Genomic DNA, 26,995 nt, shown 5'->3' with positions numbered 1-26,995 from the left:
GGTGGGCGGCGTCGGGCCGGCCGGCCGGTGAGGAGACCCCCCGGGGGATGTGCGAACCGGGGTGTGGTCCGAATAGGGTTTCGTTCGTAGCCTGTCAGGCGGAGATCGATGGGCTGGGGGAGGGGCGAGGCCTTGGACGGCAGCGAAACCGGTTGGGGTCGGCAGGCTGAGCCGGCACCACGGTGGCGGGCGCTGCTCGACCGGGCCCGGCTCGGCGCTCGCGGCGCGGAACACCCCGACGCCGACGGTCGCGTCGAGGAGAGCCCGCCGCCGCCACCGGAGCCGCTGCCCCGGCGCGCCGCCGGCACCGGCTGGACGGGCCGGGCGCAGGCCGTCGCCCACCCCGCCGACGGCTCGTACGGCGCCGAGCCGGGCTACCGCGTCGAGGCGACCTACCGGGTGGAGCCGGCCTACCGGGTCGACCCGCGCTACGGCGGCGAGCCGGCGTACCGGGCGGAGCCCGCCTACCGACCCGAGCCGGAGCCGCACGGCGAACCGTCCTGGCGGGCTGAGCCGGAGCCGCACCCCGAGCCGTCCTGGCGGGCCGAGCCGGAGCCGCACGGCGAACCGTCGTGGCGGGCCGAGCCGGAGCCGCACGCCGAGCCGTCCTGGCGGGCCGAGCCGCTCCACCAGCCGGAGCCGCGCGCCGAGCCGTCGTGGCGGGCCGAGCCGGCCCACCAGCCGGAGCCGCGCTACCCCGAGCCCGAGGCGCGCGGCCGGGGCACCGCCTCGGTCGAGTCCCGGTACGCCCTGCTCGACAGCGGCTACCAGCCCGACCCACCCTCGGCGGAGTCCCGCTACGCGCTGCTGGACCGGGGCCGCTACCGGCCGGAGACGCCACCGGCGGCCGAGCCGGCCCCGGCCTATCCGGCGCAGATCGAGGGCTACCCGGCCCGGATCGAGGCGGCCCGGGTGGAGTGGCGCGCCCCGGAGCCCGAGACCGAGCTGGAGCGGGCGGCCGGGGTGCTCCGCCGCGAGCTGGGCGGCCCCCGGGTGCTCGCCTTCGCCAACCCCAAGGGCGGGGTGCACAAGACCACCGCCACCGTGCTCGCCGCGGCCACGGTGGGCAGCGTGCGGGGGCGCGGGGTGCTCGCCTGGGACGACAACGAGCTGCGCGGCACCCTCGGCCTGCGCGCCGGCAGCGCCCGGCACGCCCGCACCATCCGGCACCTGATCCACGATCTCGCGCAGATCGAGATCCTGGAGGGCGACGTTCTGCTGGAACACCTCGACGACTACCTGCGGCACGCCTCCGACGGCTCGTACGACGTGCTGGCCGGCGAGGAGAGCCCGCGCTTCGCCCAGCGGCTGGACCAGTTCACCGTCAAGCGGGTGCTGGAGCTGCTGCGCCGCACCCACGACGTGGTCTGCGTGGACACCGGCAACAACGTGGAGAGCCCCAACTGGCGCACCGTCATGCAGGCCGCCGACCAGCTCGTGGTGACCACCGTGCCGCGTGAGGACGCCGCGTTCAGCGCGGACTGGATGCTCGACCTGCTGCACGAGGAGGGCATGGGCGAGCTGGCCGACAACGCGGTCACCCTGATCTCCTGCCCCACCCCCGGGCGCACGCCGCTCCAGGACGACCTGGAGCGCCACTTCGCCACCCGGACCCGGGCGGTCGCCGTGGTGCCCTACGACCCGGCGCTGGAGACCGGCTCCTCGATCGAGTACCACCAGCTCCAGGCCGTGACCCGGCAGGGCTGGCTCAAGGCCGCCGCGGTGATGCTGGAGCCGTTCGCCCGCTGACCGCCACCGCCGCCCCGCGCCGCCCCGTCGCCTGAGAGGATCACCGGGTGAGTCCGGACACCCCTGATTCCGAGCGGGCCGCCGACGGTTCCGGCGCGCCCGGCGCCGCCGCCCGCCCGCCCGCCGGTGCGGAGAGTTCCCCGCCCGCCGGCGCGGAGAGTTTCCCGCACCCCGACCGGCAGGCCGACGGCACGCCCGACCGGTCCGCGGGCGAGGGTGCCACGGCGCCCGGCTGGCCCGGCGGCCTGCCGGTGCCCGCCGGCACCCCGGTCACCGCGCCCGGCGCAGACCCGCTGGCCGGCTATCCGGGCGTCGTGGGCGAGGTGGCCGGTGCGCCGTCCGCCACCCGGCGGGCCGGCGCGCGGACGGCCGCGACCGCCCTCGGCATGGCGCTGCTGCTGACCGTGCTCGGCGCGCCCCTGGGCCTGCTCTGGGCGCTGGTCGCCCCCGGCACGCCGGTGCAGATGACCGCCGAGGGCGCCGTCTACGCAACTCCGCAACCGGAGCAGCCGGTCGCCGCGGACGGCTGGTTCAGCCTGCTCGGGCTCGGCTTCGGGGTGCTCGCCGCGATCACCCTCTGGGTGGTGCTGCGCCGCCGCCGCGGCCCGGCCGGCCTGCTCGCCGGGGCGTTCGGTGGGCTCGGCGCGGCGGTCGTGGCCTGGCAGGTCGGCCGCCGGATCGGGCTCGGCACCTACCAACGGCTGCTGGACAGCGCGCCGCCCGGGACCGACTTCGCCAAGCCCGCCGACCTGCGCGCCGGCGGGATCGACTGGTACGGGCCGCTGCCCGTGCCGCACGGCAACCTGCTGCTGGCGGCGTTCGGCGCGGCCGTGACGTACACCCTGCTGGCCGGCTGGTCGCGATGGCCCTCGCTGCGCCCGGAGCCGGAGTGGGACGGCGGCTGGGCGCCCGGCGGGCCGGGGATCAGTTCGGAGCCGGGGGACCAGCCAGCTCGCTGAGCGGCACCGGGACCGCCCGCACCTCGCGCAGCAGGGCGGTCTCCCGGTTGAGCAGGCGCAGCTCGGCCCGGAGCCGGCCGGCGGTGTCGTCGATGGCGAGCAGCCGTTGCCGGTCGTCGACGGTCAGGGCCGCGGTCGCGGCGACCAGGTGCGACAGCACCGTCGGATCCTCCGGCAGCTGTTCGGAGATCTCCTGCGGGTCGGGCCGGACCAGGCCCAGATACTGCCGGAAGACCGAGATCACCCGGGCGGCCAGCAGGTCGGTCACCTCGTCGGTGCCGGCCGGCTCGGGCAGCCACTCCACCTCGGCGGTCAGGTACGGCGCGGCGGCGTCGTCGACCTCGGCGATGCGGAACCGTCGCCGCCCCACGGTGACGATGTCGAACCCGCCGTCGGCCAGCTCGGTGACCTGGCGCAGCTCGGCGGTGCAGCCCACCTCGTGCAGGGTGACCTCGCCACCGGCGAGGCCGGACCGGTCCGGTGGCCCGGCCGGCGCGACCTCCCAGCCGGCCTGGATCGCCACCACGCCGAACTCGCGCGGCGCGCCCTCGGGCAGCCCGACCAGGTGGCGCACCAGTGCCCGGTAACGCTCCTCGAAGATGTGCAGCGGGAGGACCAGCCCCGGGAAGAGGACCGTCCCGAGCGGGAAAACCGGCAGCCGTGCGGTCACGTGATCGAGAGTATCCCGAGCGCGTCCCGGCGGCGTGTCCCGGCTCACCGTCCCGGCGTACGGGCGGCTCCGGTCGGCGCGCGGGCGGGCCGCCTAGACTCGCAAGGGTGTTGAACCGGATCGACCTGCGCGGCGGGTCCCGCGACCCGCGCCGCCTGCTGCCCCGTGCCCAGCTCGACGTCTCCGTGGCGGTCGAGCGGATCCGCCCCCTCGTGGAGGCGGTCCGGGAGCATGGGTACCCGGCGATCCGCGAGGCGAGCGAACGGTTCGACGGCGTCTCCCCGGAGCGGCTGCGGGTGCCGGTCGAGGTGATCCGCGCCGCCGAGGGCACCCTCGACCCGCAGGTCCGCGCCGCGCTGTTGGAGTCGATCACCCGGGCCCGCAAGGTGCACGCCGACCAGCGTCGCGTCGACCACACCACCCAGGTGGTGCCGGGCGGCACGGTGACCGAGCGCTGGGTGCCGGTCGACCGGGTCGGGCTCTACGTCCCCGGCGGCCTGGCCATGTACCCGTCGACGGTGGTGATGAACGTGGTCCCCGCCCAGGCGGCCGGGGTCCGCTCGCTGGTGGTGGCCAGCCCGCCGCAGAAGGACAACGGCGGCCTGCCCGACCAGCGGGTCCTCGCCGCCTGCGCGCTGCTCGGCGTCGACGAGGTCTACGCCGTCGGCGGCGCCCAGGCGGTGGCCATGCTGGCATACGGGGCGACCGTCGACCCGGAGGGCGCCGAGCGCTGCGACCCGGTCGACATGATCACCGGCCCGGGCAACATCTGGGTCACCGCCGCCAAGCGGTTGCTGCGCGGCGTGGTCGGCATCGACGCCGAGGCCGGCCCCACCGAGATCGCCATCCTGGCCGACGACACCGCCGACCCGGCGCACGTCGCCGCCGACCTGATCAGCCAGGCCGAGCACGACCCCCTCGCGGCCAGCGTGCTGGTCACCCCGTCGCCGGCGCTCGCCGACGCGGTCGACGCCGAGCTGGCCCGGCAGGTGCCGGCCGCCAAGCACGCCGAGCGGATCGGCACCGCGCTGCGCGGCGAGCAGAGCGGGGTCGTCCTCGTCGACGACCTCGAGGCCGGGCTGCGGGTGGTCGACGCGTACGCGGCCGAGCACCTGGAGATCCAGACCGCCGACGCCCGTGAGTGGGCGCTGCGGGTGCGCAACGCCGGCGCGATCTTCGTGGGCGCCTGGTCGCCGGTGTCGCTCGGCGACTACTGCGCCGGCTCCAACCACGTGCTGCCCACCGGCGGCTGCGCCCGGCACTCCTCCGGCCTGTCCGTGCAGTCCTTCCTTCGCGGCATCCACCTCGTGGAATACACCGAGGACGCGCTGCGCGAGGTGGCCCCGCACGTGGTCACCCTGGCCGGGGTCGAGGACCTGCCGGCGCACGGCCAGGCCGTCAGCGCGCGCTTCCCGGGGGAGCGGCCGTGACGACCCTGGACGACCTGCCGATCCGCGACGACCTGCGGGGCCGCAGCCCGTACGGCGCGCCGCAGCTCGACGTGCCGGTGCGGCTGAACACCAACGAGAACTCCTACCCGGTGCCCGAGCCGGTGGTGGAGGCGATCGGCAAGGCCGTCGCGGCCGAGCTGCGGGACCTCAACCGCTACCCCGACCGGGACGCCGTGGCGCTCCGCGCCGACCTCGCGGAATACCTCGGCCACGGGCTCACCGTCGACCAGGTGTGGGCGGCCAACGGCTCGAACGAGGTCCAGCAGCAGCTGCTCCAGGCGTTCGGCGGCCCGGGGCGCACCGCGCTCGGCTTCACCCCGGCGTACTCCATGCACCCGCTGCTGGCGCTCGGCACCGGCACCGGCTGGATCCCGGCCGCCCGCGACGCCGACTTCGGGCTGACCGCCGCCGACGCGGTCGCCCAGGTCCGGGCGCACCGGCCCGACGTCGTCTTCCTCTGCTCGCCGAACAACCCGACCGGCACCGCGCTCGACCCGGCCGTGGTCGCCGCCGTGCTGGCCGAGGCGCCCGGCATGGTGGTCGTGGACGAGGCGTACGCCGAGTTCGCCCGGCCCGGCACGGTCAGCGCGCTCGCCGTGCTGCCCGGGCACCCCCGGCTGGTCGTCACTCGGACCATGAGCAAGGCGTTGGGCTTCGCCGGTGGCCGGCTCGGCTACCTGGCCGCCGACCCGGCCGTCGTGCAGGCGGTGCAGCTGGTCCGGCTGCCGTACCACCTCTCCGCGCTCACCCAGGCCGCCGCCCGCGCGGCGCTGGCCCACCGCGACGCCCTGCTCGGCACGGTCGCCGCGATCATGCGGCAGCGCGACCGGATCGTCACCGAGCTGCGCGCCCGCGGGCACCGGGTGGCCGACAGCGACGCCAACTTCGTGCTGTTCGAGGTCGGCGGCGACCAGGCCACCGCCTGGCGCACCCTGCTCGACGCCGGCGTGCTGGTCCGTGACGTCGGGCTGCCCGGCTGGTTGCGGGTCACCGCCGGCACCCCCGCCGAGACCGACGCCTTTTTGTCTGCGATGGAGAAGCTGTCATGAGCCGGACCGCCCGGGTGGAGCGGATCACCAAGGAGACCAAGGTCCTCGTCGAGATCGACCTCGACGGCACCGGCAAGGCCGACATCGAGACGGGCGTCGGCTTCTACGACCACATGCTCAACCAGATCGCCCGGCACGGCGGCTTCGACCTGACCGTGCACACCGTCGGCGACCTCGAGATCGACGCCCACCACACCATGGAGGACACCGCGCTCGCCCTGGGCTCGGCATTCGACCAGGCGCTGGGGGACAAGGCCGGCATCCGGCGGTACGGCTCGGCCACCGTCCCGATGGACGAGGTGCTGGTCCGGGCCGCGGTCGACCTCTCCGGCCGGCCGTACGTGGTGCACGACGAGCCGGCGCTCGCGCCGTACATCGGGCCGGTCTACCCGACCAGCATGACCCGGCACATCTGGGAGTCGTTCGGCCAGGCCGCCCGGGTCACCCTGCACGTGGACGTGCTGCGGGCGGCCCGGCCCGGCGGCAACCCGGACGCCCACCACGTGGTCGAGGCCCAGTTCAAGGCGGTCTCCCGGGCGCTGCGCGAGGCCACGTCGATCGACCCGCGGGCCGCGGGCGCGATCCCCAGCACGAAGGGCGCCCTCTGATGAGCGCGAGGAACGCAGCGCAGCGGAGTACCGCAGTCGCGAATGAAAGGCGGCTCTGATGGGGCGGGCGCTGCCGACGCTGCTGCTGATCGTGGCCGGGGTGCTGGTCGGCGGGACCTGGTCGCTCTACAAGCAGGGCGCCGCCCGCGGCGCGGTGGTGATCACCGGCCTGCTGGCCGTGCTGGCCACCGCCGGCGGCCTGCTCTGGCTGCTTCCCGGGGAGGGCGCATGAGCAGGCGGGTCGTGGTGCTCGACTACGGCTCGGGCAACCTGCGGTCGGCCGAGCGCGCCTTGGAGCGGGCCGGCGCCGACGTCACCGTCACGGCCGACCTGACCGCCGCCGCCGAGGCCGAGGGTCTGGTGGTGCCGGGCGTCGGCGCGTTCGCCGCCTGCATGGCCGGGATCGAGGCGCTGGGTGCCGGCCCGGTCATCGCCGACCGGGTCGCCGCCGGCCGCCCGGTGCTCGGCATCTGCGTCGGGATGCAGGTGCTCTTCGAGCACGGCGACGAGCACGGCGTGGTCACCAAGGGGCTCGGGCTGCTGCCCGGCGGGGTGACCCGGCTGCCGGCGCCGCGGCTGCCCCACATGGGCTGGAACACGGTGCACGCCCCGGCCGGCTCGGTGCTCTTCACCGGCCTGCCGGCCGACGCGCGGTTCTACTTCGTCCACTCCTACGGGGTGACCGAACCGGCCGCGCTGACCGCCGCCGGGACCACCGTCACCACCGCACACCACGGCACCGACTTCGTCGCCGGGGTCGAGCGCGGCCCGCTGTCGGCGGCCCAGTTCCACCCGGAGAAGTCGGCCGACACGGGTGCTACCCTCCTGCGCAACTGGCTGGGCAGCCTTTGAGCAAGGAGCGGGCCCGGCGCCGGGAGGCGCGCCAGGCCGAGCTGGAGCGGGAACGCGCCGCGCGCGCCCGCCGGGTGGCGCGCCGGGCGCGGCGGCGAGCCGTCGTACGCCGATTGACGCCCACGCCGCGGCGGGGCCGGACCGGCCGGCTGCGCCGGCACAGCCGTGGCGAGCGGGCGGCGATCGTGCTGCTCACCGGCGCGGCGGTGGCCGGCATCTGGAGTTTCGTCGACGACTTGGCGCTGCGGCTGGCGTTGGTCGTGTTGTTGCTGCTGGTCCTGCCCGCGGTCGTGGTGATCGCTCTGGACCGCCGTTGAAGATGCGAGGAGAAGAGCGTTGACTCTCACCCTGTTGCCCGCCGTGGACGTCGCCGACGGCCAGGCCGTCCGGCTCGTCCAGGGCGCCGCCGGTAGCGAGACCGCGTACGGCGATCCGGTGGAGGCCGCCCTCGCCTGGCAGTCCGACGGGGCGGAGTGGATCCATCTGGTCGATCTGGACGCCGCGTTCGGCCGGGGCACCAACGCCCATCTGCTCGCCGAGGTGGTCCGCCAGCTCGACGTGAAGGTCGAACTCTCCGGCGGCATCCGGGACGACGAGTCGCTGCAGGCGGCGCTGGGCACCGGAGCGGCGCGGGTCAACATCGGCACCGCCGCCCTGGAGAACCCGGAGTGGTGTGACCGGGTCTGCGGCGAGTACGGCGACAAGGTGGCCATCGGGCTGGACGTGCGCGGCCGTACCCTCTCCGCGCGTGGCTGGACCCGCGACGGCGGCGACCTCTACGAGGTGCTGGACCGGCTGGACAAGGCCGGCGCCGCCCGCTACGTGGTCACCGACATCACCAAGGACGGCACCATGCGCGGGCCCAACCTGGACCTGCTGCGCGAGGTCTGCGCCCGCACCGACGCCCCGGTGATCGCCTCCGGCGGTGTGTCCACCCTGGACGACCTGCGCGCCCTGGCGACTTTGGAGTCGGTGGGCGTGGAGGGCGTGATCGCCGGCAAGGCGCTCTACGCGGGGGCGTTCACCGTCGCCGAGGCGCTCGCCACGCTGCGGGCCGGGGCGTGACCGCCGTCGCGGGCGACAGCGCCGGAGCGGGGCTGGAGGTCCCGGGTGACGGTGCGGCCGTCACCCGGCTCGGCTCGGGCGGCCCGTGGGAGGCGCTCTACGGCTACTGCCGCGTGGTCCGGGCCGGGCGGCTGGCCATCACCGCCGGCTGCACCTCGACCGTGGACGGCCGGGTGGCCCACGTCGGGGACGCCGCCGCGCAGACCGCCCAGGCGATCCGGATCGGCCTGGACGCGCTCGCCGAGGTCGGCGCCGAGCCGGCCGACGTGGTGCGCACCCGGATGTACGTGACCGACCGGATCTACGCCGACGAGGTCGGCCGGGCGCACAACGCGGTGTTCGGCCCGGTCCGCCCGGTGGCCACCATGGTCGTGGTGGCCGGGCTGATCGACCCGGACCACCTGGTCGAGGTCGAGCTGGAAGCCTGGCTCGGCGACCGCTGACGGTCGTTCCCACGGTGTGGGGGCGGCCACCCGGTGCAATTAGGTTGTGCGCAACTCAATTGGGCGCTACGGTTTCGGGGTGACCGATGATCTGGTGCTGCGCCGGCAGGTGTGCTTCGCCCTCTACGCGGCGTCGCGCGCCCTCACCGACGTCTACCGGCCCATCCTCGACGAGCACGGCCTGACCTACCCGCAGTACCTGGTGCTGCTGGTGCTCTGGGAGCGCGGCGACGACGCCCCCACGGTCTCCGAGCTCGGCGCGGCGCTGCGGCTGGACTCCGGGACGCTCTCCCCGCTGCTCAAGCGGCTGGAAGCGGCGGGCCTGGTGGTCCGGACGCGCTCGGCGAGCGACGAGCGACGGGTGGAGGTGGGGCTCACCGCCGACGGTGTGGCCCTGCGGGAGCGGATGACCGAGGTGCCGGTGCGGGTCGCCTGCGCCACCGGTCTCACCGAGGCCGAGCTGGTCGCCCTGCGCGACACCCTCACCCGGGTCACCGAGACGATCCACCGACAGAAGGAGCAGTGACCACCATGCAGGTGCTCTACACCGCGTCCGCGCGGGCCACCGGCGACGGCCGGGACGGCCACGTCCGCACCTCCGACGGCGGCCTCGACCTGGACCTGGCCATCCCGAAGGAGATGGGCGGCGCCGGCGGCGCGACCAACCCGGAGCAGCTCTTCGCGGCCGGCTACGCGGCCTGCTTCCACTCTGCGCTGCGCCTGGTGGCCCGCAAGGCCCGGGCGGACGTCTCGAACTCCGTCGTCGAGGCCGAGGTGGGCATCGGCCCGAACGGCAGCGGCGGCTACGGCCTGGCCGTGACCCTGGTGGTCGACCTGCCCGCCGTCGAGCGGTCCGCCGCGCAGCAGCTCGTCGAGGCGGCCCACCAGGTCTGCCCCTACTCCAACGCGACCCGGGGCAACATCGAGGTCGCCCTGACCGTCCGGGATGCCCGATGACGGCCAACCGGGAGATCCACCTGGCGTCCCGGCCGCAGGGCTGGCCGACCGCCGACAACTTCCGGCTGGTCACCACCGAGGTGCCCACCCCGGGTCCGGGCCAGCTCGTGGTCCGCAACCGGTTCATGTCGGTGGACCCGTACATGCGCGGGCGGATGAACGACGTCAAGTCGTACGTGCCGCCGTTCGCGCTCGACGCCCCGCTCGACGGCGGCGCGGTCGGTGAGGTGGTGGCCGGCGAGGCCGAGGGCTTCGCGCCCGGCGACGTCGTGCTGCACGGCCTGGGCTGGCGGGAGTACGCGCTGGTCGACGCCAAGGGCGCGCGGAAGGTCGACCCGGATCTGGCCCCGGTCAGCGCCTACCTGGGCGTGCTCGGCATGACCGGGCTCACCGCGTACGCCGGGCTGCTCGACGTGGCGGCCATGAAGCCGGGCGAGACGGTCTTCGTCTCCGGCGCGGCCGGTGCGGTCGGCAGCATGGTCGGGCAGATCGCCAAGCTGCGCGGCGCGGCCCGGGTGGTCGGCAGCGCCGGCTCGCCGGCCAAGGTCGAGCGGCTCCTGGCGCTCGGCTTCGACGCCGCGTTCGACTACCACGACGGCCCGGTCCGGGACCGGCTCAGAGCCGCCGCGCCGGACGGCGTCGACGTCTACTTCGACAACGTCGGCGGCGAGCACCTGGAGGCCGCCATCGGCGCGATGAACCTGCACGGCCGGGCCGCCATCTGCGGCATGATCGCGCAGTACAACGCCACCGAGCCGCCGGCAGCCCCACGCAACCTGGCGCTGCTCATCGGCAAGCGGCTCACGCTGCGCGGCTTCCTGGTCGGCGACCACGGGCACCTGCGCGAGCAGTTCGTCCAGGAGATGGCCGGCTGGCTGCGGGACGGCCGGATCTCCTACGACGAGACGGTGGTCGACGGCATCGAGCGCGCTCCGGAGGCCTTCCTCGGCATGCTGCGGGGCGAGAACCTCGGCAAGATGCTCGTCCGCGTGTGACCCGGACCTCGTTCACGGCGGTCGGCCCGATCGGGCCGGCCGCCGTGCCGTGCCGGTTGGATAGGCTCGCGGCATGACGGTGGCGGTACGGGTGATTCCCTGTCTGGACGTGGACGCCGGGCGGGTGGTCAAGGGGGTCAACTTCCTCGACCTGCGCGACGCCGGCGACCCGGTCGAGCTGGCGGCCGCCTACGACCGGGCCGGCGCGGACGAGCTGACCTTCCTCGACGTCACCGCCTCCAGCAGCGACCGCGGCACCATGCTCGACGTGGTGCGGCGCACCGCCGAGTCGGTCTTCATCCCGCTCACCGTCGGCGGCGGCGTCCGCCAGGTCGCCGACGTCGACACCCTGCTGCGGGCCGGCGCGGACAAGGTCGGGGTGAACACCGCGGCCATCGCCCGCCCCGAGCTGATCGCCGAGATCGCCGACCGGTTCGGCCGCCAGGTGCTGGTGCTCTCCCTCGACGTACGCCGGGCCCCCGCCGGCACCACGCCGAGCGGGTTCGAGGTGACCACCCACGGCGGGCGCCGGGGCACCGGCCTCGACGCCGTGGAGTGGGCGGCGCGCGGCGCCGAACTGGGCGCGGGGGAGATCCTGCTCAACTCGATGGACGCCGACGGCACCAAGGCGGGCTTCGACCTGCCGCTGATCGAGGCCGTCCGCGCGGTCGTCGACGTGCCGGTGATCGCCAGCGGCGGCGCCGGCCAGGTGGCCCACTTCCCGCCGGCCATCGGCGCGGGCGCCGACGCGGTGCTCGCGGCCAGCGTTTTCCACTTCGGCGAGCTGACCGTCGGCGAGGTCAAGGACGCCCTGCGCGGCGCCGGGCACCCCGTGCGCTGACCGCCCGCCCCCTGCTCCTGCGGGGCAGGTGCCGGTCAGGGGCGGCCGGAGTGGCCCTCCGGCGAGCGGCGCGGCATCGGTATCGAGCGAACCGCATACTCCTGGACCGCCGCGGCGTGGTCGTCCTCGTCCAGTTGCCAGTCGGACTCGTTCGGGGCGGGGCGGCGGCTCAGCACGCCCTGCACCGTGTCCACCGTGGTGCCCAGCCCGGCGCTGGGCCGGGTGCGCCAGAGCCGCTCGCCGTCCGGGGTCACCCGGAACCAGCCGTCGGTGACGCTGACCAGGCCGGCGCTCACGAGCCGACGGACCGCCCCCTCCACCTCGTGCCGCTCGGGGATGGCCTGGTTGAGGTGGTCGGCTGTGGAGAGGACGTCGGCGAGGCGCACGCCCTCCGGGCGCCGGGTGGCGGCGGCCCGGCGGTGCCGACCGGCGCCGCTCGCGATGATCAGTGAGACGAAGATCCAGGCGTCGCTCCAACGCCAACCGTTCTCCCCCATGAACGAATGATGCCCGGCCGCGACGGCAGAGAAAACACCCGGTTTCCCGGCGAGGCGTCGCCGCAGCTCAGCGACGTCCCGGGCGTCCCAGCCGGTGGCGGTCGGCGTGGCGGGGGTGACGCTGCGTGGTCGAGGGGCGAATCAGGCCGTCTCGCCGGCCGGGCGCGGGGCGGTGGCGACCGCCGGCTCGTCGGCCGGTCGGGCCGGCACCGCGAAGATCGGGATGAAGAACTGGGCGAGCGGCCCGATGGCCAGCGCGTACGCCACGGTGCCGAGGCCCAGGGTGCCGCCGAGCAGCCAGCCCAGGCTCAGCACGGTCACCTCGATGACGGTCCGGACCAGCCGGATGGAGAAGCGGGGGTGGCGGGCGGTGAAGCCGGTCATCAGGCCGTCGCGCGGGCCGGGGCCGAGCCCGGCGCCCAGGTAGAGGCCGGTGGCGGCGCCGTTGGCGACGATCCCGACGACCAGCAGGGTGGCCCGGATCGGCAGGCCGTCGCCGGGCGGCAGCAGGGCCAGGGTGGCGTCGACGACCAGCCCGATCACCACGACGTTGCTGATGGTGCCGAGGCCGGGGCGCTGCCGCAGCGGGATCCAGAGCAGCAGCACCACCGCGCCGACCGCGATCGTGATCGTGCCGAAGGAGAGGTGGGTCTGCCGGGCGAGCCCCTGGTGGAACACGTCCCACGGGTCGAGCCCCAGGCCGGACCGGATCATCAGCGCCATGCTGATCCCGTAGAGGGCGAGCCCCACGTAGAGCTGGCTGAGCCGCCGGGCCGGCCGGTACCGGAGATTGCCAATCTGTGCCATGCATGCCACCCTAGGGGCCAATCCTGCCCGTGACAGAGCCAATTTAGGAGGGGTGGCCATGACGAGTCAGGTACGTGGCGTCCAATTGGCTCGGCTCCTCGGGCAGTGGCATGCCCTGCCGGGCCGCCGGCGCAGCCCGGACTACGCCGCGCTCGCCGCCGCGGTCCGCGGGCTGCTCGCCGACGGCCGGCTCCCCCTCGGGGTACGCCTGCCGGCCGAGCGGGACCTGGCCGAGGCCCTGCGGATCAGCCGGACCACGGTCACCGCCGCCTACCGGGAGCTGCGGGAGACCGGCCACCTGGCCAGCCGGCGGGGCGCCGGGAGCTGGACCATGCTGCCGGGCACCCACCGGGTGGCCAGCACCGGCCTCTGGACCCCGCTGGACGACCGCGACATGATCGACCTGGGGGTGGCCGCGCTCTCCGCCCCGGCGCAGCTCGTGCCGGCGGCCCGGGCCGCCGCCGAGGACCTGCCGCGCTATCTCGGCGGGGCCGGCTACCACCCGACCGGCATCATCGAGCTGCGCGAGGCGGTGGCCCGCTCGTACACCGAGCGAGGGCTGCCGACCAGCCCGGAGCAGATCATGGTCACCAGCGGCACACAGCACGCGCTAGACCTGGTGCTGCGGCTGGCCCTGTCGCCCGGCGGCGGGGTGCTGGTGGAGTCCCCGACCTACCCGAACGCCCTCGCCGCGCTCGCCGCCCGGCGGGCCCGGATCACCACCCACGGGCTGGCCGCCGACGGGGTCGGCTGGGACGCCGACCTGCTGCTGGGCAGCATCCGGCAGACCCGGCCGAAGCTCGCCTACGTGATCCCCGAGTTCCACAACCCGACCGGCCACCTGATGGCGGCCGACCTGCGCGAGCGGCTGGTCGGCGCGGCGCACGCCGCCGGGACCGACCTGGTCGTGGACGAGTCCTTCGTGGAGCTGCCGCTGGACGGCACCCCGCTGCCGCCGCCGGTGGCCACCTTCGACCGGCACTCCCGGGTGATCAGCATCGGCGGGATGAGCAAGCCCTACTGGGGTGGCCTGCGGATCGGCTGGGTCCGGGCGTCCGCCCCGCAGGTGCAGCGGCTGGCCGCCGCCCGGGTCGGCGTGGACATGGCCAGCCCGGTGCTCGACCAGCTCGTCGCGGTGCACCTGCTGGCCGAGGGGCCGAGCATCGTGGCCGCCCGGCGGGCCCAGCTCGCCGCCCAGCGGGACGCCCTGGTGAAGGCGATGGCCGACCGGCTGCCCGACTGGCGGGTCACCGTGCCGCGCGGCGGCGTGACGCTCTGGGTGGAGCTGGACGGCCCGATCTCCAGCGCGCTGGCCCGGGCCGCCGAGGAGGCCGGCGTACGCCTGGCGCCCGGACCCCGGTTCGGCCTGGACGGCACCCTGGAGCGGTTCCTCCGGCTGCCCTTCACCCTGCCCGCCGCAGACCTGGTGGAGGCCGTCGGCCGGCTCGCCGCGGTCCGCTACGACCTGGACCGGACCGGCCGCCCGCAGTGGCGGGAGCCCTCCGTCATCGCATGAGCCCGGCCGCGGCGCGCCCGGGCTGCCCGGAGGACAGCGGCCCGGCCGACCGGCTGCCAGACTGTCCGCCGTGACGGACGGGACGCGGCGCGGGCCACGGATGCGGGTGCTGACCGAGGGCGCCTCTGTCACCCCGCTGGAGCTCTTCTTCGACCTGGTCTTCGTCTACGCGCTCACCCAGGTGACCGCGTTGATGGCGGCCGACCTGACCTGGCCCGGCGTGGGGCGGGGCCTGCTGGTGCTGGCCCTGCTCTGGTGGAGCTGGTGCTGCTACGCCTGGCTCGGCAACACCGTCCGCGCCGACGAGGGCGTGGTCCGGGTGGTCCTCTTCGCGGTGATCGCCACCATGTTCGTGGTCGCCGAGACCATCCCGGAGGCCTTCGTCGACCTGCCCGGCGGGCTTCCCGGCCCGGTCGTCTTCGCCGCCTGCTACCTGGCCGTCCGGGTGCTGCACCTGACCATCTACCGGTACGCCGCCCGCGGCGACGCCGGCCTGCGCCGGCAGCTGGTGCGCGCCGCCCTGCCGATGCTGGGCGGCGCGGTGCTGCTCTTCGCCGCGGCGCTGCTGCCCCCGTACCTCACCGACGACCCGGCGCGGGTCGTCCCGCTGCGTACCCTGATCTGGGTGCTCGCCCTCGCCGTCGACTACGGCGGCATCATGGCCATCGGCGCGGCGGGCTGGCAGATCTTCTCGGCCGCGCACTGGACCGAGCGGCACGGCCTGATCATCATCGTGGCGCTGGGAGAGTCCCTGGTCGCGATCGGCGTCGGGATCACCGCGCTGCCGATCTCCTGGCCGATCATCGTGGCCTCGTTCCTCGGCGTGACGGTGGCGGGGGCGCTGTGGTGGGCGTACTTCGACGTGGTGTCGATCGCCGCCGAGCGGGTCCTGGCCCGGGCGCGCGGCGCCGAGCGGGCCGCGCTGGGCCGGGACTCCTACACCTACCTGCACCTGCCGATGGTCACCGGGATCATCCTGCTCGCCCTGGGCCTCAAGAAGGTGATGTCGTACGTCGGGGACGAGAGCGACCACCGGCTCACCGACCCGCTGCACGGGCTGGGCCTGTTCGCCCTCTACGGCGGCGTGATCGTCTACCTGCTCGGCCACGTGGGCTTCCGGCTGCGCAACATGGGCTCGGTCAACTGGCCGCGGGTGGCCGCCACGGCGCTGCTGGTGCTGCTCCTGCCGGTGGCCGACCACCTGCCGGCGCTGGCCGCGCTGGGGCTGCTCGCCGTGGTCTGCGCCGGGATGGTGGTGGCCGAGGTGGTGCTCTTCGGGGCGGCCCGCCGGGCGCTGCGCGACGAGTTCCTCGAGGAGCACGGCGTCGGCGGCCCGCCCGGGCGGTAGCCCCGTTCCGGTACGGATCCGAAGGATCGCAGCGGCGCGGGGCGGGATTGCGGAGACTGCCCGGGTGGGGAACGGCGAGGGTGCCCGGTGGTCGCGCCTCGTGCGGCCCGCGGCGCCCGGCTCCCGGACCACCCGGCTGGAACTCTTCTACGACCTGGTCTTCGTCTTCGCGTTCGTCAACGTCACCACCCTGACCGCCAACCGGCTCACCCCGGCCAACCTCTACCGCTGCCTGCTGGTGCTGGCCCTGCTCTGGTGGTTGTGGACCGGTTTCGCCCGGCTCGGCAACGCGGTACGTGCCGACCAGGGCCTGCTGCCGCTGGTCGGCTTCCTCACGGTGGCCGCGACGTTCCTGCTGGTGCTCAGCGTGCCGGGCGCGTTCGTGGACGCTCCCGGCTGGCTGAACGGCCCGCTGGTCTTCGCGGCCTGCTACTTCGTGATCCGGGCGGCCCAGCTCGCGGTCCTCGGCTGGATGGACTGGTCGGATCGTGTGCTGCGCCGGCGGCTGCTGCCGCGCGTCGTGCTGCCGGCGGTGGCCACCGCGCTGCTGGTGGTGGCCGGCACGGTGCCCCAGCGACTCGCCGACCGGCCGATCGCCGTGGCGCTGCAACTGGGCCTCTGGACCGTGGCGCTGCTCGTCGAGTACGTCGGCGGGGTGGTCCTGGCCCAGCGCTGGTGGGTGGTGGTCTCCGCCGGCCACTGGGCGGAACGGCACGCGCTCATGGTGCTGATCGCGCTGGGGGAGTCGATCATCGCGCTCGGGCTCGGCCCGAAGACCGGGCTGCCGCTCAGCGGTCCGGTGGCGATCGCCGCGCTGCTCGGCGTCCTGGTCGTGGCGATGCTCTGGTGGGCGTACTTCGACACCCTGGCGTACGCGCTGGAGCAGGCGCTGCACCAGGCACGCGACCCGGCCGCCCGGCTCCGGCTCGCCCGGGACGTCTACACGTTCCTGCACCTGCCGTTGATCGCCGGGGTCATCCTCTTCGCCCTGGGCCTGAAGGACCTGCTCGCCGAGTCGGCGAGCCCGATGACTCCCACCTGGGGCGAGCCACTGGGCGGCTTCTGGGTCACCGTCTTCTACGGCGGGGTGGGCCTCTACCTGCTCAGCCTCGCCGGCTGCGCGCTGGTGGCGCTGCGGGAGGTGCACTGGCCGCTGCTGGTCACGATCGTGGTGCTCGCCGCGGTCGCCCCGTTCGCCGCCCCGATCCCGGAGCTGGTCGCGCTCGCGCTGCTGACGGGGCTCACCACCCTCGGGGTGCTGGCGGAGACGTTGAGCGAAAACGGCCGGCGGCGCCGGGTCCGGCAGCTCGCGCTGGAGGAGCAGCTCGCCGCGGAGGCGGAGCAGAGCCACTGGCGCCAGAGGCACCTGTGAGCGCGAGGAGTGAGCCGGGGTTGCGAGCCCCGCAGTCGCAAACGAAGACCGGCGCTGTGACCGGGCCCGGAAACCACGGCGGCGGCCGTGCCCCGGGACGGAGGGGCGCGGCCGCCGGGCGGTGCGGGCCGGCTACAGCTCGGCGAGGCTGCCCGCGTACATCTTGTCGATCTCGCCGGCGAAGTTGGTCTCCACGCTCCGGCGCTTGATCTTCAGCGACGGGGTGACCTCGCCGTCCTCGATGGTGAGGTCCCGGGGGAGGATGGTCACCTTCTTGATCGTCTCCCAGCGGTTGAGCTTGCCGTTCAGCTCGGTCACGTAGCCCTCGACCATGGCCTGCGCCTCGGGCGAGGTGACGATCGCGGTGTAGTCGCGCCCCTCCAGCGGCGTCCCGGCGGCCCAGCCCTTGATCGCGTCCGGGTCGAGCGTGACCAGCATGGTGCAGTAGTTGCGCGCCTGCCCGATCACCACGGCCTGGGAGGTGTACGGGCAGACGGCCTTGAACATGCCCTCGATGTGCGACGGCGCGATGTACTTGCCGCCGGAGGTCTTGACCAGGTCCTTCTTCCGGTCGGTGATGCGGAGGTAGCCGTCGTCGTCGAGGGTGCCGATGTCGCCGGTGCGGAAGAAGCCGTCCTCGGTGAACGCGGCCGCGGTCTCCTCGGGCAGGTTGTGGTAGCCGCGCATGACCGGCTTGCCGCGGACCAGGATCTCGCCGTCGGTGTCGATCCGGCACTCCAGGTCGCCCATGGCCCGGCCCACGCTGCCGATCTTCAGCCCGTCGGGCGGGTTCACGAACGCGCCGGCGCTGGTCTCGGTGAGCCCGTACCCCTCGGAGATGGGCAGGTTGGCCGCGGCGAAGAAGGTGGCGATCTCCTTGCTCAGCGGCGCCGCGCCGGAGACCAGCACCCGCATCCGGCCGCCGAGCCGGGCCTGGAGCTTGCTGAACACCAGCTTCTCGGCGAGCGCGTACTTGAACTTCAGGCCGGCCGGCACCGGCTTGCCGGCCTGCTCCAGCGCGACCTTCGCCTTGCCCACCGCGACGCCCCAGGCGAAGATCTTCGCCTTCGCCCCGGCGGCGCTCTGGGCCGTGGTCACCGCCTTGTTGTAGACCTTCTCGAAGACCCGGGGCGCCCCGCACATGAGCGTCGGCCGGATCACCCCGAGCAGGTCGACCAGCTTGTCCACCCGGCCGTCGACGTAGGTGGGCAGGCCGACGTGGGTGGCGCCGCAGAGCAGCGTCTTGCCGAACGAGTGCGACAGCGGCAGCCACAGGTACTGCAGGTCGTCGGCGTGCAGCAGGCCCAGCTCGGCCTGCGCCACGCCCTCCCAGCACCAGCCGCCGTGCAGCAGCTCGACGCCCTTGGGTCGGCCGGTGGTGCCCGAGGTGTAGATCAGGGTGGCCAGGTGGTCCGGGCCGATCCCGGCGACCAGCATGTCGATGAGGTCGGGCTCGTTCACCAGCGCCCGGGCCCCGCGCTCCTCCAGCTCGGCCAGGGTGAGCTGCGGGACGGTGGCGGCCGGGTCGGGCGCGCCGTCGAAGAGCACCACGTGGGTCAGCGCCGGCACCGCCGTGCCGGCGATCTTCGCCGCCTGGGCGGTGTTCTCCGCGAAGAGCACCTTCGACCCCGAGTCGGCGACGATGTACGTCGCGTCCTCCGGCTCGGTGGTCGGGTAGACGGTGGTGGTGGCCCCGCCGGCGCACATGATCCCGAAGTCGGCGAGCACCCACTCCAGCCGGGTGTTGGCCAGGATCGCCACCGGGTCCTCCAGGCCGACGCCGAGCCCGTGCAACCCGGCGGCGATCGCCTTGGCGCGCTGCCCGACCTGCTCCCACGTCAGCCAGACCGGCCCCGAGTCGTCCGGAGCGGGATGGGCGAACGCGTGGCGATCGGGGGAGTCCGCCACGCGCTTGAGGAACATGTCGGGTACGGAACGGTACGGTACATCGAGAGCCATCGCTGTAGCCGCCTTCAGGGGTGGAGGGACGTGACGGGGGTCACGCCATTCTGCGGTTACCGAAGAGTATTGCCTGGACCCGGGCAGCGGCTAGCCCCCGTGGCCTGCGGCGACCCTCGCCCGGGAGCGGGAACGCGCTCAGGCGTACCGGGTGGCGGCGCGGGACCAGTCGTAGGTGGCCCGGATCCAGTTCCGCCGGGTGTCCAGGAGGGCCCGCACCCCCGGGTCGGCCGTCGCGGCCAGCGCCGCGTCCCGCTCCACGTACGCCGCCAGCACCGCGTTGAACCGGGTGGCCGCCGCGCGCAGGGCCGCCTCCTCACCCTGCCCGGTCTCCCCGGCGATGGTGGTGACCAGGTTGTGCGCGTCCGGGCCGGTCGCCCGCTCCTTGTCGTAGGAGAAGAGATCGTTGCACCAGCAGACCAGGTCGGTGGCGAGCGCGTCCAGGTCGGCCAGCGCCGGGTCCGCTCGACTGCCGGGGTCGGACCGCTCGGGGTGGGCCAGGTCGGTCAGCGTGAAGCTGGGCCGGACGCCCCCGGTGTGCCGGCGCATCTGCACGTACTCGGCCACTCCGGGCACGCGGCGGTGCTCCCGGTTGGCCGCCTCCCAGAGCAGGGCCAGCAGGTACTCGCGCAACTGGCTGACCAGGCTCAGCAGCAGGCCCGGCCGGCGCCGGTCGCGGACCCGCCGGCACAGGTCGTCCAGCGCCACGGCGAGCGGGCCGGCGTCGGCCGGGATCGGCGCCGCCGGGTCGCCGTGCCGGTCGAGCACCTCAAGCAGGGCCGCCACGGTCGGCGCGAGCCGGGTCGGGCTGGCCCCCAGGCCGTCCTCGTCGCAGGCGTCGTCCATCACGAACAGCCAGCTGATCAGGTCGGCGAGCAGCCGCAGGCCGTCGACCGACGCGTCCGGGCAGGCCCGTCCGGCCAGCTCGACGGGGTGGGCGGCGGCCAGCCGGCGCAGCCCGGCCGGGGTGCCGATCAGGCCCAGGTCGCGTACCCACCCGGCGCTCTCCCCGACGACCAGCTCGACGGCGGCGTGGCGGCGCGCCGGGAAGGGGGGTTCGTGCAGTGCCGAGAGCGCGAAGCCTCGCATCCGTCTCTCCTGTCCCGCCCGCCCGGGGTCGGGCGGCGGGACAGGAGCGTACGGCAGCGCGGATCGGCCGTCGTCGCTGGGCCGGAGCGATTCCCACGGATCCGTCGACACCGGTCGGCTCGCTCCGTCAGAGACCCAGGCTGGCCGCCCGCAACCGCTCCGCCGGCTCGGCCGGGCCGTCCACCTGGACCCGGGCCACCCGCTGCCGGCCGGAGATGAACAGCACCAACTCGCCCGGGGCGCCGACCAGGCGCAGCCGCTCGCCGCCGCGACCGACGGCGCGCTCGCCGTAGCCGGGGGCCTGGATCAGCAGGTCGGCCGGGAAGCGCCGCAACGACAGCCGGGCCAGCACGGATGCCCGCTTCCAGAGCGCCGCGTGCTGCCGGGCCGGCAGGTCGCGGGGGAGCCAGCCGGGCCGGGCCCGGCGCACGTCCTCGTGGTGGATGAAGAACTCCAGGCCGTTGACCAGTTCGTCGGTGAGCGGGTTGCTCACCGGGCTCCACAGCGGCGGGCGGCGGATCCGGGCCACCAGGTCCGCGTAGGGGCCGGCGGCCACCCGGCGGCGGACCGCCTCGCCGTGCCCGCGTAGCGGCGGCAGCAGGATGCCGCCGGCCGCGTCCGGCCGGCGCTCCCGCACCAGCAGGTGCGCCGCCAGGTCGCGGGTGGTCCACCCCTCGTTGACCGTCGGCGCGTCCGGTCCCAGCTCCAGCATCAGGTCGGCGAGCGCCTCGCGCTCCGACCGGGCGTACCGCGGCATGGCCCGATCGTAGGCCCGGCGGGGCCGGTCGGGGGCCCGGCCCGGACACGGCGCCGGCGCGCCCGGTCACCGGTCTGCCGGCGCCCGGCCGTCCGCCCTGCTCGGCGGGTCCACGTGGAGGAGTGACGGTCGACATATCGGGGCCGGGTCGGCGGAGGCGGCACGGAGCAGTAAGGATGAGGGGGAGAACTGCGGCTTACGGCGGGGGAGAGCGTGGCGAGCGGGACAAGTCGGGACGTCCTCGGCAGAGGGCTACGGGTGCTCGGCCGGGCCATCCGGGAGCAGCCGCGCATCTTCACGGTCGCGGTGGCCGGCAGCGTGCTCTTCGGCCTCATGGTGATCGCCAGCGCGTACGTGGTCGGCGCGGTGGTCGGCAAGGTGGTGGTCCCGGCGGTCACCCGCGGCTCGGTGACCGGCGGCGCCCTGGCGCTCGCCGCGGCCGCGCTGTTCGGGATCAGCGTGCTGCGGGTGGTCGGCATCTTCGGCCGCCGGCTCGGCGCCGGCTACATGCAGTACCGGCTCCAGGCCGCCTACCGCCGGCGGGTCACCCGCCGCTACCTCGACCTGCCGCTGGCCTGGCACCACCGCAACGCCACCGGCACCCTGCTCTCCAACGCCAACTCGGACGTCGAGGCCGCCTGGTACCCGATCGCACCACTGCCCTTCGCCGTCGGCACCCTGGTGATGCTGGTCGGCGCGGTGATCTCGCTCTTCCTCACCGACTGGGCCCTCGCGCTGGTCGGCCTCGCCGTCTTCCCGGCGCTGTTCGCGCTCAACGTGGTCTACTCCCGCGGGATGGCGCCTCGCCAGGCCCGCGCCCAGCGGCTGCGCGCCGAGGTGAGCGGCATCGCGCACGAGAGCTTCGACGGCGCGCTGGTGGTCAAGACGATGGGCCGGGAGGCCCAGGAGACCACCCGGTTCGCCGCCCGGGCCGGCGACCTGCGCGACGCGCTGATCTCCGTCGGCAAGCTGCGCGGCGTCTTCGACCCGATGCTGGAGACCCTGCCCAGCCTCGGCACGCTCGCCGTGCTGGTGGTCGGCGCGATCCGGCTCGGGGAGGGCGCGATCACCGTGACCGAGCTGGTCAGCGTGGCCTTCCTCTTCACCGTGCTGGCCTTCCCGGTCCGGGCCATCGGCTGGGTGCTGGCCGAGCTGCCGCGCAGCGTCGCCGGCTGGGACCGGGTCCGCCGGGTCCTCGACGCCACCGGCGAGATGCCGTACGGCGAGGTGGCCCTCGACCCGGCCGCGCCGGCGCCGGCCACCCTCGCCTTCGAGGACGTGCACTTCGGGTACGAGCCGGCCGAGGCGCACCTGCCCGGCGCCCAGGTGCTCGGCGAGGTCACCTTCACCGTGCCGGCCGGGAAGACGGTCGCCCTGGTCGGGCCGACTGGCGCCGGCAAGTCCACCATCGCCTCGCTGGCCGTACGGCTGGTCGACCCGGACAGTGGCACGGTCAGCCTGGACGGGGTCGACGTGCGTGAGCTGACCGCCGCCTCGCTGGCCTCGACCGTGGCCCTCGTCGCCCAGGTGCCGTTCGTCTTCGACGACACCGTCCGGGCCAACATCGCCCTCGACCGTCCCGGGATCGGCGACGAGGAGGTCTGGGCGGCGCTGCGGCTGGCCGAGGCGGACGGCTTCGTGGCCGCGCTGCCCGACGGGCTGGACACCATGGTCGGCGAGCGGGGCACCTCGCTCTCCGGCGGCCAGCGGCAGCGGCTCACCCTGGCGCGGGCGGTCGCCGGCCGCCCCCGGCTGCTGGTGCTCGACGACGCCACCAGCGCCGTCGACCCGCGGGTGGAGGCGGCCATCCTGGCCGGGCTGCGTGCCCCGAGTGACGGAGGCGCGGCCGCCTCGATCCTGGTGGTCGCCTACCGGCGGGCCACCATCGCGCTCGCTGACGAGGTGATCTACGTCGAGCACGGCCGGGTGGTGGCCAGGGGCACGCACGCCGACCTGCTCGCCACCGTCCCCGGCTACGCCGACCTGGTCACCGCCTACGAGCAGGCCGAGCAGGAACGCGAGCAGACCCGCACGTACGACGAGGTCACCCCGCTGACCTCCGGCCTGGAAGTCGAGGTTGACCGGTGACGAGCACCACCGTTGCGGCCGAACAGCGGACCGAGTCGACCTGGCGGACGCTGCGGCGCGGGCTGGCGCTCTCCCCGGAGCTGAGGACCGGTCTGGCCGGCACCGTGGCGCTGGCCCTGATCTACATGATCGGCCGGGTCGCCGTGCCGGTGGCCGTGCAGCGCGGCATCGACCACGGCATCCTCGGCGGCCTCGACCTGGACGTGGTCACGCTGACCGTGCTGGTCACCGCCGCCGTGCTGGTGGTCACCACCACCTGCGGCTACCTGATGATGCGCCGGCTGTTCACCGTCAGCGAGACCGCGCTGGCCGGGGTGCGCACCCGGGCCTTCCGGCACGTGCACGACCTGTCCATGCTGCACCAGCAGTCCGAGCGGCGCGGCTCGCTGGTCTCCCGGGTCACCAGCGACGTCGACCAGATCACCCAGTTCCTCCAGTGGGGCGGCGTGATCCTGATCGTCAACCTGGGCCAGCTCGTGGTGACCACGGCCGTGATGCTCGCGTACTCCTGGCAGTTGACCCTGGTGGTGCTCGTGGCGTTCGCGCCCGCGGTGCTGGTGATCCGGCTGCTCCAGCGCCGGCTGGCCGGCGCCTACGGGGTGGTCCGGCAGCGGATGGGTGCCCTGCTCGGCACGATCGGCGAGAGCGTGGTGGGTGCCCCGGTGATCCGGTCGTACGGGATCGCCGGGCGCACCGCCCGGCGGCTGGACGCGGCGATCGAGGGGCAGCGACTGGCCCAGCAGAAGGCGATCCGGATCAGCATCGTGGGCAGCTCCGTCGGCGAGCTGGCGGCCGGCCTGGCGCTGGCCGGTGTGGTGGTGGTCGGGGTCAACCTCGGTGTCGACCGCACCCTGTCCATCGGCCAGCTGACCGCGTTCCTGTTCCTGGTGACGCTCTTCATCCAGCCGGTGCAGATCGCCACCGAGGTGCTCAACGAGGCGCAGAACGCGATCGCCGGCTGGCGCCGGGTGCTCGACGTGCTGGACGTCGCGCCGGACGTGGCCGACCCGGGGGAGCAGGGCCGGGAGCTGCCGCCCGGTCCGCTGGACATCCGCTTCGCCGGGGTGACCTTCGCCTACCCGGGCGGGCCGCCGGTGCTGCACGACGTGACGGTGGACATCCCGACGAAGAGCCGGGTGGCCGTGGTCGGCGAGACCGGCAGCGGCAAGACGACGTTCGCCAAGCTGCTCACCCGGCTGATGGACCCCACCGAGGGCGAGGTGCTGCTCTCCGGCGTCTCGCTGCGCGAGGTGCGCTTCGAGTCGCTGCGGTCGCGGGTGGTGATGGTGCCGCAGGACGGCTTCCTCTTCGACACGACAGTCGGGGAGAACGTCCGCTTCGCCCGCCCGGAGCTGACCGACGCGCAGCTCACCGCCGCCTTCTCCGAGCTGGGCCTGGCCGACTGGCTGGACGGGCTGCCGAGCGGGCTGAACACCTCGGTGGGCGAGCGCGGCGAGGCGCTCAGCGTCGGCGAGCGGCAGCTCGTCGCGCTGGCCCGGGCGTACGTGGCCGACCCCGACCTGCTGGTGCTGGACGAGGCGACCAGCGCGGTCGACCCGGCCACCGAGGTACGCCTCCAGCGCACCCTGGACGCGGTCACCCGGGGCCGGACCACGCTGGCCATCGCCCACCGGCTCTCCACCGCCCAGGCCGCCGACGAGGTGATCGTGGTGGACCGGGGCCGGATCGTGCAGCGCGGCCCGCACGACGAGCTGGTGCGGGACCCGGAGTCGGTCTACGCCCTGCTCTACGCCTCCTGGCTGGAGCAGACCCGCTAGTCCAGGTCGCCGGTGAGGTAACGCTGGACGGTCGGCCCGATGGCCGCGACCAGGGTCTCCGGGTCGGCGGAGGCCACCGGTTCGAGGCGGATGACGTACCGCATCATGGCCAGGCCGGCGACCTGGGTCGCCACCAGCGCGCCGCGCAGCGGCAGCTCCGTCGGGTCGACGTCGAGCTGGTCGAGGACCCGCCGCAGCACCTGGGTGGTCAGGAACTCGCGCAGCATCCGGGCGGTCCACTCGTTGCTCACCGCCGAGCGGAGCAGGGCCACCGCGGCCCCGCCGACGGGCGAGTCCCAGACGCTCAGGAACGTGCGGACCAGGCGTTCGCCCGCTCCCTCCGGGCCGCCGGCAAGCACGGCCGGCAGGAGTCGCGCCGGGTCGACCGGGATCGCCACGGTCGCCCGGAACAGCTCCTCCTTGGTGCCGAAGTAGTGGTGCACCAGCGCCGGATCCACCCCCGCGGCGGTGGCGATCGCCCGGATCGAGGCGGCGTCGAAGCCGCGCTCGGCGAACGCCGCCCGGGCCGCCGCGAGGATGGCCTCCCGGGTGTCCGGGTTGCCGGGCCGCCGGCCGGTGCGCCGGGCCATCACCCGCTGCGCCGGCGCAGCGTCGCGGCGGCCAGCACCAGCGCCGCCACCGCCGCCGCGGCGACGATCGCCACGTCCCGCCACATCGTCGCGGTCGGGTCGGCGTGCGCGCCGACCTCCTGGAGCGCCTCGACGGCGTACGACAGGGGCAGCACGTCGCTGATCGTCTGGAGCCAGCCGGCCATCTCGCCGCGCGGCACGAAGAGCCCGCAGAGCAGCAGCTGCGGCAGGGCCACCACCGGCAGGAACTGCACGGCCTGGAACTCGGTGCGGGCGAACGCGGAGCAGAGCAGGCCGAGCGCCACCGCCAGCACGGCGTTCAGACCGGCGATCAGCAGCACCAGCCACTGGCTGCCGGCGGTGTCCAGCCCGAACACCTGGTAGGCCACCAGCGAGGCGAGGGTCGACTGGAGCACCCCGGCCAGCCCGAACGCGATGCCGTAGCCGAAGAGCAGGTCGATCTTGCCGAGCGGGGTGGTGAGCAGCCGCTCCAGGGTCCCGGTGGTGCGCTCGCGCAGCATGGCGATGCTGGTGATCAGGAACATGATGATGAACGGGAAGAAGCCCAGCATGATCAGCGCGACCCGGTCGAAGACGCTCGGCCCCCCGGGCGGGGTGGGCTGGTCGACGTACATGAAGTAGACCAGCGTGAGCAGCACGGTGGGCACGGCCACCAGCATGGCCACGGTGCGCCGGTCGTGCCGGAGCTGGCGCAGGATCCGCCCGGTGGTGGCAGCGAGGATGCGGGGACTCACCGGCCGGCCTCCTGCTCGCTCGCCTTGATCAGCCGGAGGAAGGCCTCCTCCAGGTCGTCCACGCCGGTGCCGGCGCGGACCGCGTCCGGGGTGTCGTCGGCGACCAGCCGGCCGTCCCGGATGAGCAGCAGCCGGTCGCAGCGGGCCGCCTCGTCCATCACGTGGCTGGAGACCAGCAACGTGGTGCCGGCGGCGGCCATGGCGTGGAACCGGGCCCACAGGTCGGCGCGGAGCACCGGGTCCTGGCCGACCGTGGGCTCGTCGAGGATGACCAGCTCCGGGTCCCCGACCAGCGCGCAGGCCAGCGAGGCGCGGCTGCGCTGCCCGCCGGAGAGGGTGCCGACCAGCTGGTCGGCCGCGCTCGCCAGCCCGACGTCGGCGACCGCCCGGTCGGCCTCGGCCCGGCTCCGCCCCTGGAGCACCGCGAAGTAGCGCGTGTTCTCCCGGACGGTGAGGTCGGCGTAGACGCTGGGCGCCTGGGTCAGGTAGCCGACCCGGCGGCGCAGCTCGGCCGCCCCGGCGGGCCGGCCGAGCACGGTGACCGTGCCCGAGTCGACCGTCTGCACCCCGACGATGGCGCGCATCAGGGTGGTCTTGCCGCTGCCGCTCGGCCCGAGCAGCCCGGTGACCGCGCCGCGGGGCACCGCGCAGGAGATGCCCTGGAGCACCCGCCGCCGGCCCCGCTCGACCACCAGGTCACGGACCGACACCGCGTCGTCCATGCCCGCCTCCAAAAACTCATCAAGTGTTGAACTCAACGCTAGATGAGTTACCGGCCTTCGCGCAAGGTTGACTTCGAG

Annotated in this window: 28 protein-coding genes; 19 read left to right on the top strand and 9 right to left on the bottom strand. The window is 74.7% G+C overall.

Annotated features, from left to right (window positions below; translation table 11 throughout):
- Positions 1-132 precede the first annotated feature (132 nt).
- Positions 133-1,749: an ATPase gene (locus AC0OLQ_RS26845; protein WP_484528575.1), complete on the top strand. Its 1,617-nt coding sequence runs from the start codon at positions 133-135 to the stop codon at positions 1,747-1,749.
- Between the two features lie 47 nt (positions 1,750-1,796).
- The gene (locus tag AC0OLQ_RS26840) at positions 1,797-2,708 is read left to right on the top strand and encodes a DUF2567 domain-containing protein (protein WP_484528574.1); all 912 of its coding nucleotides are present in this window, start codon (positions 1,797-1,799) and stop codon (positions 2,706-2,708) included.
- On the opposite strand, the gene AC0OLQ_RS26835 is transcribed toward AC0OLQ_RS26840, so the two are convergent.
- Complete coding sequence (locus AC0OLQ_RS26835) at positions 2,674-3,378, bottom strand: LON peptidase substrate-binding domain-containing protein (protein WP_484528573.1); 705 nt, start codon at positions 3,376-3,378, stop codon at positions 2,674-2,676. The genes AC0OLQ_RS26840 and AC0OLQ_RS26835 overlap by 35 nt on opposite strands.
- 107 nt (positions 3,379-3,485) lie before the next feature.
- On the opposite strand from AC0OLQ_RS26835, the gene hisD reads away from it, so the two are divergent.
- From hisD to hisF, 12 genes are all read left to right on the top strand, one after another.
- Positions 3,486-4,808 (top strand): histidinol dehydrogenase, encoded by a 1,323-nt coding sequence (gene hisD / locus AC0OLQ_RS26830; protein WP_484528572.1) that lies wholly within the window; start codon positions 3,486-3,488, stop codon positions 4,806-4,808.
- Positions 4,805-5,878: a histidinol-phosphate transaminase gene (locus AC0OLQ_RS26825; RefSeq protein ID WP_484528571.1), complete on the top strand. Its 1,074-nt coding sequence runs from the start codon at positions 4,805-4,807 to the stop codon at positions 5,876-5,878. The genes hisD and AC0OLQ_RS26825 overlap by 4 nt, the downstream gene beginning before the upstream one ends.
- Positions 5,875-6,486, top strand: a complete 612-nt coding sequence (gene hisB / locus AC0OLQ_RS26820) for an imidazoleglycerol-phosphate dehydratase HisB (protein WP_357342702.1) — start codon at positions 5,875-5,877, stop codon at positions 6,484-6,486. Before AC0OLQ_RS26825 ends, hisB begins: the two co-directional genes overlap by 4 nt.
- 58 nt (positions 6,487-6,544) lie before the next feature.
- Positions 6,545-6,718 (top strand): hypothetical protein, encoded by a 174-nt coding sequence (locus tag AC0OLQ_RS26815; protein ID WP_484528570.1) that lies wholly within the window; start codon positions 6,545-6,547, stop codon positions 6,716-6,718.
- Positions 6,715-7,338 (top strand): imidazole glycerol phosphate synthase subunit HisH, encoded by a 624-nt coding sequence (gene hisH / locus AC0OLQ_RS26810; RefSeq protein WP_484528569.1) that lies wholly within the window; start codon positions 6,715-6,717, stop codon positions 7,336-7,338. The genes AC0OLQ_RS26815 and hisH overlap by 4 nt, the downstream gene beginning before the upstream one ends.
- Complete coding sequence (locus tag AC0OLQ_RS26805) at positions 7,335-7,655, top strand: hypothetical protein (protein ID WP_357342697.1); 321 nt, start codon at positions 7,335-7,337, stop codon at positions 7,653-7,655. Before hisH ends, AC0OLQ_RS26805 begins: the two co-directional genes overlap by 4 nt.
- A gap of 19 nt (positions 7,656-7,674) precedes the next feature.
- Positions 7,675-8,403, top strand: a complete 729-nt coding sequence (priA, locus tag AC0OLQ_RS26800) for a bifunctional 1-(5-phosphoribosyl)-5-((5-phosphoribosylamino)methylideneamino)imidazole-4-carboxamide isomerase/phosphoribosylanthranilate isomerase PriA (RefSeq protein WP_357342695.1) — start codon at positions 7,675-7,677, stop codon at positions 8,401-8,403.
- Complete coding sequence (locus AC0OLQ_RS26795; protein WP_484528568.1) at positions 8,400-8,846, top strand: Rid family hydrolase; 447 nt, start codon at positions 8,400-8,402, stop codon at positions 8,844-8,846. The genes priA and AC0OLQ_RS26795 overlap by 4 nt, the downstream gene beginning before the upstream one ends.
- Before the next feature lie 79 nt (positions 8,847-8,925).
- Positions 8,926-9,372: a MarR family winged helix-turn-helix transcriptional regulator gene (locus AC0OLQ_RS26790; RefSeq protein WP_357342691.1), complete on the top strand. Its 447-nt coding sequence runs from the start codon at positions 8,926-8,928 to the stop codon at positions 9,370-9,372.
- A gap of 5 nt (positions 9,373-9,377) precedes the next feature.
- The gene (locus AC0OLQ_RS26785; protein WP_484532441.1) at positions 9,378-9,803 is read left to right on the top strand and encodes an organic hydroperoxide resistance protein; all 426 of its coding nucleotides are present in this window, start codon (positions 9,378-9,380) and stop codon (positions 9,801-9,803) included.
- On the top strand, positions 9,800-10,798 hold the full coding sequence (locus AC0OLQ_RS26780; protein ID WP_484528567.1) for an NADP-dependent oxidoreductase: 999 nt from the start codon (positions 9,800-9,802) through the stop codon (positions 10,796-10,798). Before AC0OLQ_RS26785 ends, AC0OLQ_RS26780 begins: the two co-directional genes overlap by 4 nt.
- Before the next feature lie 73 nt (positions 10,799-10,871).
- A complete protein-coding gene (hisF, locus tag AC0OLQ_RS26775) occupies positions 10,872-11,639 on the top strand; it encodes an imidazole glycerol phosphate synthase subunit HisF (protein ID WP_355637853.1) in 768 nt (255 codons plus the stop codon).
- A gap of 35 nt (positions 11,640-11,674) precedes the next feature.
- Here the strand turns inward: hisF and AC0OLQ_RS26770 are convergent, their stop codons facing one another.
- Together AC0OLQ_RS26770 and yczE are read right to left on the bottom strand one after the other, a co-directional pair.
- Positions 11,675-12,136: a hypothetical protein gene (locus AC0OLQ_RS26770; protein WP_357342686.1), complete on the bottom strand. Its 462-nt coding sequence runs from the start codon at positions 12,134-12,136 to the stop codon at positions 11,675-11,677.
- A 141-nt stretch (positions 12,137-12,277) separates the two neighbouring features.
- Complete coding sequence (yczE, locus tag AC0OLQ_RS26765; RefSeq protein WP_484528566.1) at positions 12,278-12,943, bottom strand: membrane protein YczE; 666 nt, start codon at positions 12,941-12,943, stop codon at positions 12,278-12,280.
- Between the two features lie 58 nt (positions 12,944-13,001).
- Between yczE and yczR the strand changes: the two genes are divergently transcribed.
- The 3 genes from yczR (at position 13,002) to AC0OLQ_RS26750 (ending at position 17,179) form a co-directional block, all read left to right on the top strand.
- Positions 13,002-14,459, top strand: a complete 1,458-nt coding sequence (yczR, locus tag AC0OLQ_RS26760) for a MocR-like transcription factor YczR (protein WP_484528565.1) — start codon at positions 13,002-13,004, stop codon at positions 14,457-14,459.
- Positions 14,460-14,529: 70 nt separating this feature from the next.
- Positions 14,530-15,807 (top strand): low temperature requirement protein A, encoded by a 1,278-nt coding sequence (locus AC0OLQ_RS26755; protein WP_484528564.1) that lies wholly within the window; start codon positions 14,530-14,532, stop codon positions 15,805-15,807.
- 64 nt (positions 15,808-15,871) lie between these two features.
- Complete coding sequence (locus tag AC0OLQ_RS26750; RefSeq protein ID WP_484528563.1) at positions 15,872-17,179, top strand: low temperature requirement protein A; 1,308 nt, start codon at positions 15,872-15,874, stop codon at positions 17,177-17,179.
- Positions 17,180-17,311: 132 nt separating this feature from the next.
- On the opposite strand, the gene AC0OLQ_RS26745 is transcribed toward AC0OLQ_RS26750, so the two are convergent.
- The 3 genes from AC0OLQ_RS26745 to AC0OLQ_RS26735 all read right to left on the bottom strand — a co-directional run bounded on the left by AC0OLQ_RS26745 (position 17,312) and on the right by AC0OLQ_RS26735 (position 20,984).
- A complete protein-coding gene (locus tag AC0OLQ_RS26745; protein ID WP_484528562.1) occupies positions 17,312-19,138 on the bottom strand; it encodes an AMP-dependent synthetase/ligase in 1,827 nt (608 codons plus the stop codon).
- Between the two features lie 138 nt (positions 19,139-19,276).
- Positions 19,277-20,227, bottom strand: coding sequence for a terpene synthase family protein (locus AC0OLQ_RS26740; RefSeq protein WP_484528561.1), 951 nt, complete (start codon positions 20,225-20,227; stop codon positions 19,277-19,279).
- A gap of 127 nt (positions 20,228-20,354) precedes the next feature.
- Entirely contained in the window at positions 20,355-20,984 is a 630-nt protein-coding gene (locus tag AC0OLQ_RS26735) for a TIGR03085 family metal-binding protein (protein WP_357342672.1), read from the bottom strand.
- Positions 20,985-21,197: 213 nt separating this feature from the next.
- On the opposite strand from AC0OLQ_RS26735, the gene AC0OLQ_RS26730 reads away from it, so the two are divergent.
- Positions 21,198-23,072, top strand: coding sequence for an ABC transporter ATP-binding protein (locus AC0OLQ_RS26730; protein ID WP_484528560.1), 1,875 nt, complete (start codon positions 21,198-21,200; stop codon positions 23,070-23,072).
- On the top strand, positions 23,069-24,850 hold the full coding sequence (locus AC0OLQ_RS26725; RefSeq protein ID WP_484528559.1) for an ABC transporter ATP-binding protein: 1,782 nt from the start codon (positions 23,069-23,071) through the stop codon (positions 24,848-24,850). Before AC0OLQ_RS26730 ends, AC0OLQ_RS26725 begins: the two co-directional genes overlap by 4 nt.
- Here the strand turns inward: AC0OLQ_RS26725 and AC0OLQ_RS26720 are convergent.
- Genes AC0OLQ_RS26720 through AC0OLQ_RS26710 form a run of 3 tightly spaced genes read right to left on the bottom strand, consistent with a single transcriptional unit; the run spans position 24,847 to position 26,917 of the window.
- Complete coding sequence (locus AC0OLQ_RS26720) at positions 24,847-25,440, bottom strand: TetR/AcrR family transcriptional regulator (RefSeq protein WP_484528558.1); 594 nt, start codon at positions 25,438-25,440, stop codon at positions 24,847-24,849. The two genes, AC0OLQ_RS26725 and AC0OLQ_RS26720, sit on opposite strands and share 4 nt — an antisense overlap.
- A complete protein-coding gene (locus AC0OLQ_RS26715) occupies positions 25,440-26,195 on the bottom strand; it encodes an ABC transporter permease (protein ID WP_484528557.1) in 756 nt (251 codons plus the stop codon). The genes AC0OLQ_RS26720 and AC0OLQ_RS26715 overlap by 1 nt, the downstream gene beginning before the upstream one ends.
- Positions 26,192-26,917, bottom strand: coding sequence for an ABC transporter ATP-binding protein (locus AC0OLQ_RS26710; RefSeq protein WP_484528556.1), 726 nt, complete (start codon positions 26,915-26,917; stop codon positions 26,192-26,194). The genes AC0OLQ_RS26715 and AC0OLQ_RS26710 overlap by 4 nt, the downstream gene beginning before the upstream one ends.
- Positions 26,918-26,995 lie beyond the last annotated feature (78 nt).

This window comes from Micromonospora sp. Utrum1 (assembly GCF_057197805.1).
Note: the sequence above shows the minus strand (reverse complement) of the source record. Positions and strands in the feature narration are given on the sequence as shown.

Excerpts from the sequence above, each read along its gene's own strand:
- hisF (WP_355637853.1), top strand. The coding sequence starts at position 10,872 with ATGACGGTGGCGGTACGGGTGATTCCCTGTCTGGACGTGGACGCCGGG.
- yczE (WP_484528566.1), bottom strand. The coding sequence starts at position 12,943 with ATGGCACAGATTGGCAATCTCCGGTACCGGCCGGCCCGGCGGCTCAGC.
- AC0OLQ_RS26720 (WP_484528558.1), bottom strand. The coding sequence starts at position 25,440 with ATGGCCCGGCGCACCGGCCGGCGGCCCGGCAACCCGGACACCCGGGAG.
- AC0OLQ_RS26735 (WP_357342672.1), bottom strand. The coding sequence starts at position 20,984 with ATGCCGCGGTACGCCCGGTCGGAGCGCGAGGCGCTCGCCGACCTGATG.
- AC0OLQ_RS26785 (WP_484532441.1), top strand. The coding sequence starts at position 9,378 with ATGCAGGTGCTCTACACCGCGTCCGCGCGGGCCACCGGCGACGGCCGG.
- hisB (WP_357342702.1), top strand. The coding sequence starts at position 5,875 with ATGAGCCGGACCGCCCGGGTGGAGCGGATCACCAAGGAGACCAAGGTC.
- AC0OLQ_RS26815 (WP_484528570.1), top strand. The coding sequence starts at position 6,545 with ATGGGGCGGGCGCTGCCGACGCTGCTGCTGATCGTGGCCGGGGTGCTG.
- AC0OLQ_RS26710 (WP_484528556.1), bottom strand. The coding sequence starts at position 26,917 with ATGGACGACGCGGTGTCGGTCCGTGACCTGGTGGTCGAGCGGGGCCGG.
- yczR (WP_484528565.1), top strand. The coding sequence starts at position 13,002 with ATGACGAGTCAGGTACGTGGCGTCCAATTGGCTCGGCTCCTCGGGCAG.
- AC0OLQ_RS26740 (WP_484528561.1), bottom strand. The coding sequence starts at position 20,227 with ATGCGAGGCTTCGCGCTCTCGGCACTGCACGAACCCCCCTTCCCGGCG.
- hisH (WP_484528569.1), top strand. The coding sequence starts at position 6,715 with ATGAGCAGGCGGGTCGTGGTGCTCGACTACGGCTCGGGCAACCTGCGG.
- AC0OLQ_RS26780 (WP_484528567.1), top strand. The coding sequence starts at position 9,800 with ATGACGGCCAACCGGGAGATCCACCTGGCGTCCCGGCCGCAGGGCTGG.
- AC0OLQ_RS26745 (WP_484528562.1), bottom strand. The coding sequence starts at position 19,138 with ATGGCTCTCGATGTACCGTACCGTTCCGTACCCGACATGTTCCTCAAG.
- AC0OLQ_RS26770 (WP_357342686.1), bottom strand. The coding sequence starts at position 12,136 with ATGGGGGAGAACGGTTGGCGTTGGAGCGACGCCTGGATCTTCGTCTCA.